Source organism: Streptomyces pathocidini, assembly GCF_001418495.1.
GTDB lineage: Bacteria > Actinomycetota > Actinomycetes > Streptomycetales > Streptomycetaceae > Streptomyces > Streptomyces pathocidini.
Map to the genome: position 1 here is coordinate 1 of NZ_LIQY01000043.1, position 11,239 is coordinate 11,239.

Annotated in this window: 12 protein-coding genes; 5 read left to right on the plus strand and 7 right to left on the minus strand. The window is 65.9% G+C overall.

Annotated elements, in window-relative coordinates:
* The 5 genes from AOK16_RS02970 to AOK16_RS26980 all read left to right on the plus strand — a co-directional run.
* The coding region (locus AOK16_RS02970) for a Gfo/Idh/MocA family oxidoreductase (RefSeq protein ID WP_478071893.1) at window positions 1–648 on the plus strand (648 nt) is incomplete at its 5' end.
* Complete coding sequence (locus tag AOK16_RS02975; RefSeq protein ID WP_055470638.1) at window positions 645–1,340, plus strand: rhamnogalacturonan acetylesterase; 696 nt, start codon at window positions 645–647, stop codon at window positions 1,338–1,340. The genes AOK16_RS02970 and AOK16_RS02975, both read left to right, overlap by 4 nt.
* 323 nt (window positions 1,341–1,663) lie before the next feature.
* Entirely contained in the window at window positions 1,664–2,032 is a 369-nt protein-coding gene (locus tag AOK16_RS02980) for a PadR family transcriptional regulator (protein ID WP_055470639.1), read from the plus strand.
* The gene (locus AOK16_RS02985; protein ID WP_055470640.1) at window positions 2,029–3,402 is read left to right on the plus strand and encodes a permease prefix domain 1-containing protein; all 1,374 of its coding nucleotides are present in this window, start codon (window positions 2,029–2,031) and stop codon (window positions 3,400–3,402) included. The genes AOK16_RS02980 and AOK16_RS02985 overlap by 4 nt, the downstream gene beginning before the upstream one ends.
* 729 nt (window positions 3,403–4,131) lie before the next feature.
* A complete protein-coding gene (locus AOK16_RS26980) occupies window positions 4,132–4,737 on the plus strand; it encodes a hypothetical protein (protein WP_157859081.1) in 606 nt (201 codons plus the stop codon).
* Window positions 4,738–4,926: 189 nt separating this feature from the next.
* Here the strand turns inward: AOK16_RS26980 and AOK16_RS02990 are convergent, their stop codons facing one another.
* From AOK16_RS02990 to AOK16_RS03020, 7 genes are all read right to left on the minus strand, one after another.
* On the minus strand, window positions 4,927–5,700 hold the full coding sequence (locus AOK16_RS02990; protein WP_079101001.1) for a lytic polysaccharide monooxygenase: 774 nt from the start codon (window positions 5,698–5,700) through the stop codon (window positions 4,927–4,929).
* Window positions 5,701–5,742: 42 nt separating this feature from the next.
* Window positions 5,743–6,858 carry a fibronectin type III domain-containing protein gene (locus AOK16_RS02995; RefSeq protein ID WP_055470642.1) on the minus strand — a complete coding sequence of 372 codons (1,116 nt, stop codon included), beginning with the start codon at window positions 6,856–6,858 and terminating at the stop codon, window positions 5,743–5,745.
* 233 nt (window positions 6,859–7,091) lie between these two features.
* Complete coding sequence (locus AOK16_RS03000; protein WP_157859082.1) at window positions 7,092–7,514, minus strand: SsgA family sporulation/cell division regulator; 423 nt, start codon at window positions 7,512–7,514, stop codon at window positions 7,092–7,094.
* A gap of 177 nt (window positions 7,515–7,691) precedes the next feature.
* Window positions 7,692–8,612, minus strand: coding sequence for an RNA polymerase sigma factor (locus AOK16_RS03005; RefSeq protein WP_157859083.1), 921 nt, complete (start codon window positions 8,610–8,612; stop codon window positions 7,692–7,694).
* A gap of 37 nt (window positions 8,613–8,649) precedes the next feature.
* Window positions 8,650–9,348, minus strand: a complete 699-nt coding sequence (locus AOK16_RS03010; protein ID WP_055470645.1) for a response regulator — start codon at window positions 9,346–9,348, stop codon at window positions 8,650–8,652.
* Window positions 9,339–10,625 carry a sensor histidine kinase gene (locus AOK16_RS03015; RefSeq protein ID WP_240483335.1) on the minus strand — a complete coding sequence of 429 codons (1,287 nt, stop codon included), beginning with the start codon at window positions 10,623–10,625 and terminating at the stop codon, window positions 9,339–9,341. Before AOK16_RS03015 ends, AOK16_RS03010 begins: the two co-directional genes overlap by 10 nt.
* Before the next feature lie 332 nt (window positions 10,626–10,957).
* On the minus strand, window positions 10,958–11,239 hold a 282-nt coding region (locus tag AOK16_RS03020), incomplete at its 5' end, for a carbohydrate-binding protein (RefSeq protein ID WP_338058466.1).

Genomic DNA, 11,239 nt, shown 5'->3' on the forward strand with positions numbered 1-11,239 from the left:
TCGAGCCGCCGGCGGCTCGACGGTGCCGACGTGCTGGACGGGGTGCTGACCAACCCCCTGGCCCACGCGGTCGCCACCGCCCTCGCGCTGGAGGGCGGTTCCCGCGCCGAGGACGCGGCCGCCGTCGAGACCGAGCTGTTCCGGGCCAACGCGATCGAGTCCGACGACACTTCGTGCGTGCGCGTGACCACCGCGCGGGGCGGTCGCGTCACCGTGGCCGCCACCCTCTGCGCCGAGGAGCCCGCCGAACCGTACGTGATCGTGCACGGCGAGCGCGGCCGGATCACCTTCTGGTACAAGCAGGACCGCGTCGTTCTGCGACGGGCGGGGCGGGCCCCGGTGGAGACCGTGCACGGCAGGACGGATCTGCTGGAGAACCTCGTGGCCCATCTGACCGGAGGCGCGGAGCTGCTGGTTCCGCAGGCGGCGACGGGCGCGTTCATGCGCGTGGCCGAAGCGGTGCGGCAGTCCCCGGACCCGGCGGAACTCCCCTCGAACGCCTGGCACTTCACGACACCCGTCAACCCGGCGGAGGGAGACACCGACGCGCGCCGCCGGGTCGTACCCGGTGTCGACGCCCTGGTCGCCGCCAGCGCCGAGACCCTCTCCCTCTACTCCGAACTGGACGCCCCCTGGAGGTCCGCATGACGACCGTTCACATCGCAGGCGACTCGACGGCTTCGCGGAAGCGCGCCGCCGACGCCCCGGAGACCGGCTGGGGCATGGCCCTGCCGCTGTTCCTGCACCGGGACCTGGCCGTCGCCAATCACGCGGTGAACAGCCGCAGTTCGCGCAGCTTCATAGCCGAGGGCCGGCTCGCGGCGATCCTGGGCGCGGCCGCGCCCGGCGACGTACTCCTCGTCCAGTTCGGCCACAACGACCAGAAGACGGAGGACCCTTCGCGCTGCACCGAGCCGTGGACGACCTACCAGTCCTTCCTGCGCCGGTACGTGGCGGAGGCGCGGGCGCACGGCCTGCGGCCGGTGCTGCTCACCCCGGTGGAGCGCCGCGGCTTCGACCCGGGCGGCCGGGCCGTGGACACGCACGGCGAGTACCCGGCCGCGATGCGCGCCCTCGCCGAGGAGCAGGCCGTCCCCCTGCTGGACATCCACGCCCTGACGCTCGCCCTGTGGGAGAAGCTCGGCGCGGAGGAGACGAAGCGGTACTTCCACTGGACCGAGACGGAGCGCGACGACACCCACTTCAACCCGCCGGGCGCGATCGCAGTGGCCCGACTGGTCGCCACCGAGCTGCTCGCCAAGGGCGTCCTGTCACCCCGCGAGGTGCGGTGTCTGGACGCCGAGATCCCCGGGTCCCGGATCACCTGGCCGGAGGCGTGAGGTACGTCCCGGCCACCACCCGCACACCCTTGACGGGAAGGTTGGGCTAACTTTCCTGGCCGGAAGCCTGCCCCGCCACCCCTGGGCCGCACTACCCCACACCCTCTTGAAGGACGGCCCGGATGTTCCGGCTGCCGTTCCTCGCGGCCGGCGCCGTACTGGCCGTCGCGATCTCGCCCGCGCTCAACAGCCTCGCGCTCCGAGGCGACCACTCCGCCGCCTCACAACGGACACCCCGCCCTCCCCCGCATCGTCGCTTGTGCGGTAGGACACCTAGATCTACTATGCCTTGCAGTCCTAGGCATAGGGCGCAGGGAGGTTTGATGAAGGTCACCAAGGACCTCGTGGCCGCGTCGGCGACGCCGATGGTGCTGGGCATCCTGGCCGAGGGGGAGAGCTACGGCTACGCCATCCTCAGGCGGATCAACGACCTGTCCGGTGGAGAGCTGGACTGGACCGAGGGGCTGCTCTACCCGTTGCTGCACCGGCTCGAACGGCTCGGGCACGTGGAGTCGAGCTGGCAGTCGCCCGCCGGGGAGCGGCGGCGCAAGTACTACCGCATCACCGGCACCGGTCTGGCCGAGCTCGCCGAGCAGCGCCGTCAGTGGGACACGGTCGTGGACGCGCTGAAGAAGGTCTGGCTCGGCCCCGGCGATCTGCGGATGCTGCGGCCATTGGAGGGTGGGGCATGACAGTGCCGGACGAACGGGACGACCTGGAGGCCCAGTTCACCCAGTGGCGCCAGTACGTGGAGCGCCGACCGGAGCTGCGGCGATCTGACGCCGATGAGCTCGAGGACCATCTCCGGGGTTCCGTCGACGGGTTGATCGAGTCGGGCCTGCGCGCCGACGAGGCGTTCCTGGTCGCGGTCAAGCGGATGGGCGGCCTGGACGAGCTGTCCCGCGAGTTCGCCCGGGAGCATTCGGAGCGGCTGTGGAAGCAGCTGGTGCTGTCCGGCGACACGGACAGCCCGGTGGCAGGCGCACAGCCGCGGCGCGACCTCCTCGCGCTAATCGTCTGCGCGGCGGGCGCGGCGGTGTCCATCAAGATCCCGGCGCTGTTCGGGATGGACATGGAACAGGATGTCGCGTTCTTCGCGCGCAACATCAGCCTCTTCGCGTTCCCTTGGCTGGCGGCTTTCCTGGCCTGGCGGCGGCAGGCAGCACCGGCGCTGATCGCCGTACTGCTGGGGCTGTTCGCGCTCGGCGCCGTGGCGGCCAACGTCCATCCGCTGGCGGAGGACTCCCAGTCGCTGGTCCTGACCGGGATCCATCTCCCCATCGCCCTGTGGTTCGCCGTCGGGCTGGCCTATGTGGCCGACGACCTGCGGTCGTCACGCCGGCGCATGGACTTCGTCCGCTTCACCGGCGAATGGTTCCTCTACCTCGGCCTCATCGCCCTCGGCGGCAATGTGCTGATCGCGTTCGTCTTCGGGACCTTCGAGGCCATCGGGATCGTCCCGGAGGCCTTCATCATCCAGTGGCTTCTTCCCTGCGGCGGCGTGGCCGCGGTGGTGGTGGCCGGGTGGCTGGTGGAGGCCAAGCAGAGCGTCGTGGAGAACATGGCCCCCGTGCTCGCGCGGCTCTTCACCCCGCTGTTCGCCGGTGTGCTGCTGGCCTTCCTCGTCGCCTTCGGCTGGACCGGAGGCGGTATCGACGTCGAGCGGGACGCGCTGATCCTCTTCGATGTCCTGCTGGCCGTGGTACTGGGGCTGCTGCTCTACTCGATCTCGGCTCGAGACCCGCTGGCCCCGCCCGGCCTCTTCGACAGGCTGCAACTCGCCCTCGTAGCCAGCGCGCTCGTCATCGACATCCTGGTGCTGGTGGAGATCGCCGGGCGCATCAGCGAGTACGGCACCACGCCCAACAAGGCGGCGGCGCTCGGCGAGAACGTCATCCTGCTGGCCAACCTCGCCTGGTCGGCCTGGCTGGTCCTGGGCTTCGTCCGCCGCCGCACCCCGTTCGCGGCGCTGGAACGCTGGCAGACCGGCTACCTCCCGGTATACGCGGCCTGGGCCTGGGTCGTGGCCCTGGCCTTCCCACCACTGTTCGACTACCTCTGACCGACCAGGTCAGGACGGTGTGCACCGACGACCGAGGCCTCCTCCCGGATTCCGGGAGGAGGCCTCGCCGTTGGAGCCGGCCGCGGCAGATCGTCCACACGGCTTCACCGACTACACCGCGATCCAGGACCAGTTGAAGGCCTGGACGCCTACCTCTTCTGCCCCGGAGTCCCGGCGGCCGGTCGCCAGGACGAGTACACGCGCGTCACCTACGTGAACCGGGCCTGCGGGTCGGGCGCCGCGGCACGAAAAAGGTTGATGCCAACGAATCTTATGGGTATGAGTTCGGCCGGATGATTGTGGCCGAAGGTCTGGGCGATCGGAACCATTTGGCGGGCTGAGCCCCACCCTCTTCAATCTATATTGAACATTGAATTAACCGCCAAGTTCCGCATTCGGAGAATGTCAATGTCGCATCGATCCTTGGTTCGATCAATCTTTCGCAAAACCGGAAAGGGCGCGGCTGCTTCGTCGCCGCAAGATGCATCCGGAAAGCACCGCCGGCTCGGCACACTGGCCACTGCCGTGGTGGGCGCAGCAATAATTCCACTCAGCGCTCTCGCCTCGCCGGCGGCCGCCCAGGACGCTGTGCGTGATCCAGGAAACCTTTTGGCGCCCAGCTCCACGGCACCCTTCGGTGCAGACTCGTTGAGCCCTGCGCCGGCGGGAAGCTATCCAGGTGGCGGATGGAAGGGGTGCACCACCGGAGGCGCGTGTGGGACCGTCGGCTTGGCTTGGACCGACGACAACAACCGAGATACCACGGGGTTTCTGACCGTCGATCACCTGGGCGGTCCGGTTATTCCTTCCAGCCATAACCTGCCGTCGATTCAGCTGCCAGTCATTGGGCAGACTGGGCGGGCCGATCTCGAATTGATCGCTCCGATCAAGACTGATGATCCATTCGACTGGATCTGGCCCACAATCGTCACCTCCAGCGGTCAGACTTTCGGGGTGGTCGACTATGCGCGAGAGGGAGACATCCGGGTAGGCCAAAGGATCTGTCACGGTGGCTGGAACCCGATCACGGTGGCCCGAGGCGGGGTCGTCTGTGGCACCGTCACTGACGTTGGCCCCACTCACAAATGCGAAGCCAATCCGAATCTTGGCAAGAGTACCTGCGTGGTGAGGTTCACCGGAGACGACGGCCTCTCGGGCGGACCCGGAGACTCGGGAGCCGCGGTGTGGCTTGAGGACCCCGCAGGGAATCCCGGGAACATCAAGGTGATCGGCATCTACGGCGCGGGAAGCGGGGCTACTGGCTACTTCGAGCCGACTTACGCTGCTACGCAAATCTTCGGAGGCCGCCCCCTCACCGCCGGCTCTCAGAAGTGAGCGGTATGCACCCTGAATTGCCGGTCGCGGAAGCCGGGCAGGCTATAACGGGTAGTCGCCCCTAATCCGCTACGGCTGAGCCGAATTCACCTACAACTTCGGTTCCTTACCGCGGACCAGACCACGGCAAGGGCCGTAGCCCAGCGGACTACGGCCCTTGCCATAAAATGATCAGAAAGCATCCGTCACTTACTTGAAGTTGACGTCGGCGCAGGAAATGAACGCCTCGTTGCTCTGCACTGCGCCATCAGTCTTGACGTTGCCCTGCCAGATCGTGAAGATCAGGTGCTTGCCGGACTTGTTCGGCAGCTGCGCCGCCAGGTTGGTGGTCTTGCGCTTCTCGTCGAAGAGATCCTGTTCGCCGTTCGGCTTCTGGTTGTGGGCGACCAGGAAGGGGGTGTCCTCCAGGTCGTTCCATGTCAGCGGCTTGCTCGGGTCGTACCCGTCCTTCGTCACGAAGTAGTAGAAGGTGTACGGGTTGTGCACAGCCGCGTGCGCGTAGGAGAAAGTGTAGGAACTTCCGCCCTTCGAGAGATCAGTCGTCGGCCAGTCCGTCCGAGCAAGGTTCAGCCCCTTTGCTCGCTGGCCGTTCGAGTCGCCCGCGGAGCAGAGCTTGCCGTCAGGCATGGTCTGACGCCACTTCGGAGCCTTGTTGGCCGGCGCATCAGGCGCGCCCTGCTGATAGTTCGGCCGCGTATCGGGGACCCGAACCTCATTCCAGTTGTTGAACACCTCTGCCCCGCCTTCGGCGAAGGCCGCGTTGCACGCCTGGTTCGACGAGACTCCACCCGGGTAGTTGGTCACGCCGAGCAGCTTGCAAGCCACAACCCTGGATGCCGGGCTGCCGCCGGCTCCGTGCTTCACGCCAGGGGCGTTGTCGCCCCAGGCCGGAGACACGGAGACAATGCTGAGGCCGACGGCTGCGGCGCCCAGCGCAGCAATGGTGGTGCGCTTTCGATTCATGGTGCGATTTCCTTGGTGAGAAGGTGACGACGTTGGTCAGCGTCAGCGAATGGTGACGGTCTGCTCATTGGTGAAGTCGCTCCAGTGGCCGTTCACCCACGCGCGAACCTTCACCTTGAAGCTGGCACCGGACTTGGCTTCGCCGATCGGCAGGGGCTGGCGGACCAGCCCCGACTTGTCAAAGGCGTCGGGGGCGAAGTACAGCGTGGTCGTCTTCCCGTTGACCTGGACCTCGAAGCGCTCCACGCCCGCCTGCTGCTTCCACTCCACATCGAGGTTGCGCAGGGTGCGTCCAGCGTCGCTGTAGGAGCTCTGGTTGACCTTGAAGTCCGCCGGCGAGTCGCCATTGCCCGGGGGCGGCGGCGGAGTCGTCGGGTCGTCGGGCTTCGACTCGGCCAGGGTCCTGACCTCGAACTCCGCGCTGTCGGCGAACTTGCCCGCGTTGTCCTTGGCTCGAACCTTGAACTTGTAGGCGGTATCGGGCTTCAGGTCGAGGATGTTGACCATCGGGGAGAGGTTGCCGGCGCGGGTCACCGCCAGGGCGCCGTCCTTGTACACCTCGTATTCCTTGATGCTCGCGCTGGGTTCAGAGCGCTTCCACATCACATGGATGCTGGCGTGGTCCATGGCGAAGGACCGGTCGTTCTCGGGAGCGGTCGGCCCGGCGGGCGTCTCCGGATCGGTCGGCGTCGGGGTCGGCTCCGGCGTCTCGTCGCCCGAGGAGCAGCCCTTCACGTCCGTTCCGTTGATCGAGCAACCCTCGACCTTGGGAACCTGCTTGCCGTCGCCGGAAAGGCCGAAGCCGATCTCCGTACCCCAGGTCTGGGCCTTGCCGCCCTCGCCCTTCGGGGTAAGGGTGACCCGCTTCCCCTCCTGCTTGGCATCCACGATGTCAGGCCGGTTGTTCTGGTACGTCCCCGCGCTGAGGTCGAACTGGAGCTTCCAGTCGCCGGTCGCACCACTCTCGGACTTCACGATGAAGCGCCCGTTCGCCCACCAGGCGCTGGCACCGGTGTCGGTGCGCAGCTCGGCGCTCACCCCCGACTGGTTCTCCGGGTTGTCGTGCGTCGCGGCGTAGGCAATCGATCCGGCAGTGGTCAGGACGACGACAGCAGTGCAGGAAACAGCCAGCCGCTTCTTGATGCGCGAGGTGTACATCACGGCCCTTCTGGTTGGGGTCACAATTAGTGCCACGGTTCATTCGACTGATGTAGACACTAGGAACACCTCTCGTCGACGCCGGTCTGGGAAAGTGGACGTCTGCTTGGCAGAAAGTTGACACCATTCGGACCGAAAGCCCCGGGAAAACACAGAGGCCTGCCGGCCAGCACAAGCATTTGAATGCTGTACTGTCCGGCAGGCCTTGGGGTCATTCACCAAACGCGCTCGGGTCATTCACCCGACAGCAGATCGGCAAGGGCGTCGTCGAAATCGATCACTTCATGCCCCGGCACCACGAGCTTGTACGTGCGTATCAGGAACCGCAGAAGGTCTGTTGCCCTGCACAGGAAGACGGCATGGGACACACCCTGCCGACAGGCACCCGATACCGAGATACAGGTCTCCGCCCCATCACTGCCCGGCACAGGCCACACCCGTACGTCGCCAAGCCCCGCCGGCTCGTAGACGCCTCGCCCGAGGACCTCTCTCGAGAATCGCCAGTCGTTGTGGATCCCGTCCGCCACATCGATCCTCAGCAGCACTTCGAATTGGGCGGCGGTCGTGTAAGAAAGGCGCACCATGCAGGGTATGGCCAGCCCGTCATTGCTCAGGTAGTGCATCCTCACCTGGTCAGTCACGGTCTTGTCACGCATAGCGGCCTCCACTGGATCTCCCTTCCCCAGACATGGACTGGCCGGATCGGAAAGATGACGCAGCACGATACCGTGATGCCGGTCACAGAACCTGCGGCATCGGGGAAACCGGAGACAGGAGCCGACAGCGGCTGTCCGCTTGGGCCAGGCCGTGCTCCAGGCTGACGTTCTGGTCCACTAGTGGCAGCCGGATTCGGCTTTGGCGGGCTTCTTGTTCGGAAGTCCGGAGTTGAGCTGTGCAAGATGGCCGCGCTCGTCCCTGCACCGTGCGCACTGCTGCAAGTGCGCCTCGATCAGCTCCTCGTATCGGCTGGTGGCACGGCCCCGCATCGCATCGATGGCCCGGTGCAGGACCCGGGTGCACTCCGGTGAGTCGCTGCTCACCTGGTGACGCAGATAGGCCGTTCGCAGCGCCTCTTTCGCTCGGTACAGGAGCGATGACGCCGAAGCCGGGGAGATATCGAGATGCCGGGCCACCTGAGAAGCGCTCTTGCCTTCCAGAGCCGACAGCTGCAGCACAGCGCGCCACTGCTCCGGCAGTCCTTCGAAAGCCCCCTTGACCGCCCCCTCGTTCACGTGGTCGTAGGCCGAACTGTCCTCTTCCACCGGCATGTCGAAGATCTCGGGCACCGGCTGTTCTCGCAGACGGCGCATCGTACGGTTGGCCGCCGTCCGGCGTACGGTCACTCGCAGATACCCAACGACATTGTCGATCGGGCCGAGACCGGCCTGGAGAGCCTGCAGCATGGCGAGCATCGCCTCCGAGACAGCGTCGTCGGCGTCGGCCGTGCAACCCCGGGTGTACTGCGCGGCGCACTGTCGAGCAGTACGCGCATGCCGCTCCCACAAGACCGCGAATGCCGCGTCCTCCCCCTCCCGGACGAGCTGGCAGAGCTCCCGATCGGACCTCGCGGAAAAGTCGAGACGAGGATGCCGGGCCGAAGGTAGACGGTAGCTGGTCATTACAGTGCGTGCTTTCGCGTTCGAAAATAAAGGGGCTTGATTCGCCTGCAAATCAATACTGCCTTTTACGGAATCGTCCCGGGGTGACGAAGGTGGATCAATTAAATCCGAAGGAAGGCCGTCGTTGTCATCCAATGAGGACACCGGCGAGCGCCGGAGCAGGAATCTCCGACTATTCTTGGCGGCTTTCCTGACGCCGTGTCAGCTCGGTCTCTATCCGAGCGCTGAGGCCGGTCTCGTACGCCACAATGGCGGCTTGGGTGCGATTCTCGAGTCCCAGTTTCGACAGCCCTCGGGACACATAGGTCTTGACGCTGGACTCCGAGATCGTGAGATCCGTCGAGATCTGGGCATTCGTCTTGCCGAGCCCTATCAGTGCGAGCACACGCCGTTCACTCTCGCTCAACTTGGCGATCTTCTCGTTCACCGCGTTGACCCGGATCGGCGTACGCTGCACCGCTTGCCCGACCAGACTCCGGAGCACCGCGGGCGTGAACACGCTGCTGCCGCTGGCGGCAGCGCGGATCGCGGCGAAGAGCTCCTCCGGCCGCAAGTCCTTGAGCAGGAAGCCGCACGCGCCCGCACTCAGCGCGGCGATCACCTCGGCGTCGGTGCTGTGCGAGCTGATGACAATGACTCGGGGAGCGTCCTCGAGCTGCACCAACTGCCGCGTCGACTCGACTCCGTCGACACCCGGCATGGTCAAATCCATGAGCACCACGTGCGGAGAGAACTCGGCCACCCGCACCAGCGCCTGGGCACCGTCCTCGGCCTCGGCGACCACGACGAGCTCGGGGTCCGACTCGATGATCATCCGCAGTCCGGAACGGACAATGGCCTGATCGTCCACGATGAGGATCTTTATGGGCATGGGAAGTCCTTCACCGGGAATTTGGTGGTGGCCGAGGTCGAGGAGACCTCGTCAGCCGGCGGCCCGGAAATCCTGCGGGAGGAATCGGGGGCATCGCCTGGAATGGAACAGAGCAAGATGGCATGGAGGAGGAAGCCACCGCTCGGCAGCTCACGCGCCTCGAACTGTCCGCCCATCTCCGTAACCGCCTCACGCAGACCCGCGAGGCCCAACCGCCCCGACCCCAGAGCCGAAGTGTGGGCGGCGGAGGGGCCGTTCTCCACCATCAAGGCGACCGTGGTGTCCGTGAATTCCAGGAGGACCTCGACTCGGGCCTCGGGGGCGTGCTTGGCCACATTGGTCATGGCCTCACGGCTCAACCGGTAGAGCATCCGGTCGACAACCGGCGGCAATTCCCGCTGCACGCCCTGCACTTGGTAGGAGACATCCATTCCGGCGGCCGTCATGTTGCGCAACAGGCCGGGAAGGAATGTGGTGGACGACAACTGACGGGCCTTCACGCTCTCCGCGTTCTCGGGGTCGTGCAGGACGCCGATGACCGAACGGACCTCGCTCATCACGGCGATAGCCGTGTCGGACAGTTGGTCCGCGATCTCCCTGCCCTTCGGCGGGAGATCCTTCAACTGCTGCAAGGCACCGGTGTGCAGGACAAGTACGGAGAGCTGGTGGCCCACGCTGTCGTGAATGTCGTAGGCCATCCTGGTGCGCTGCTCGAGAGCAGCGAATCGCACCGCGTTCCCCACCGTCACTTCCGCCTGGTCGAGACGCTCGCGGAGGAGCTTGCGAAGCGACCGCTCCTTGCGGAGCAGGTTCCCCATGAGCGCGGGAAGAACGATGTTCACCGCCATGGCATAGCAGAGCTCCTGCACGGTGTTTCCGGCCGTACCGATCACTGCGCGGCTCACCAGATAAAGGAGGCCGGCGCCGAAGACCGTCACATGGCGGAACCTGCCGCCGTACTGGCTGATGGAGTACACGGCGGCGAGCAGCGGAGTCAGATCGTCCGAGGCGAACGTGGCCAGCAACGCGGCAGCCACGCAGAGATTGGGCCGGGTGCGGCGGACCATCAGCGTGGCCGCCGCGGCCACGGCCACGGCACAGTTACCCAGGCTGTTGGTGATCAGTCCCGTTTCCCCGATCACCGGGATCAAGGTGCAGGACACACCTGCTACGAAAAGGGCCACCGCCGCGTCCACCACGCGATTGCGGAGTTTTGATCCTGGAGGCCCCATTCGGTCCTCCAGCAGCTGCGGCAGCCCATGCATGCCCGCGATCATCAATGCCACCGACAAATCATGGTCGGCGCATTTTCTGATGCCTGCATATCTGTTCTCTTTCCGGAAGGCACTGGCACCGCCAGTTATTCGTGAGCTCCCCCTCCCCTTTAAGAGAAGAATAAGGAGCAAAAAGCATCTTTCGGTGGCCGAGATGATGCACCTGCGGGTCCGAAAGTTGACAATCGCGGACTAACTGCTGTTTGGGCGAACCAGGTTGGCCGACGACGAGTCGACACGGCCGGTCATGGATCCCTTGGAGCAAGACAAGTCCCCCGGCCTGCCGCCCTGTTGGTCACGGGCGGCAGGCCGAGGGGCCTGACGGTGGCTCCTGGTCAGCCGTTTACCGGCTTCCACAGGGAGAGGGCGCTGATCCAGTTGGGGTCGCCGTTGCCCTGGTAGGACTGGACGCACTCGTAGGTCGTGCCGTTGTGGGTCACGCGGTCACCCTTGGTGTACGCGGCGCGGGGGTCCCACGTCGGCAGGGTGGGGTCACTCGGGTCACTGGGGTCGCTGGGGTCACCCGGCGTGGTGGAGTCGGCGACTGTGATGTTGTGCTTGGTCGGAGTCGACGTCACCTTGTCGATCGTCTGCACGGCGCTGAGCTCCTGGGCGCC

Excerpts from the sequence above, each read along its gene's own strand:
- AOK16_RS02975 (WP_055470638.1), top strand. The coding sequence starts at position 645 with ATGACGACCGTTCACATCGCAGGCGACTCGACGGCTTCGCGGAAGCGC.
- AOK16_RS02980 (WP_055470639.1), top strand. The coding sequence starts at position 1,664 with ATGAAGGTCACCAAGGACCTCGTGGCCGCGTCGGCGACGCCGATGGTG.
- AOK16_RS02985 (WP_055470640.1), top strand. The coding sequence starts at position 2,029 with ATGACAGTGCCGGACGAACGGGACGACCTGGAGGCCCAGTTCACCCAG.
- AOK16_RS02990 (WP_079101001.1), bottom strand. The coding sequence starts at position 5,700 with ATGAATCGAAAGCGCACCACCATTGCTGCGCTGGGCGCCGCAGCCGTC.
- AOK16_RS02995 (WP_055470642.1), bottom strand. The coding sequence starts at position 6,858 with ATGTACACCTCGCGCATCAAGAAGCGGCTGGCTGTTTCCTGCACTGCT.
- AOK16_RS03000 (WP_157859082.1), bottom strand. The coding sequence starts at position 7,514 with ATGCGTGACAAGACCGTGACTGACCAGGTGAGGATGCACTACCTGAGC.
- AOK16_RS03010 (WP_055470645.1), bottom strand. The coding sequence starts at position 9,348 with ATGCCCATAAAGATCCTCATCGTGGACGATCAGGCCATTGTCCGTTCC.
- AOK16_RS03015 (WP_240483335.1), bottom strand. The coding sequence starts at position 10,625 with ATGATCGCGGGCATGCATGGGCTGCCGCAGCTGCTGGAGGACCGAATG.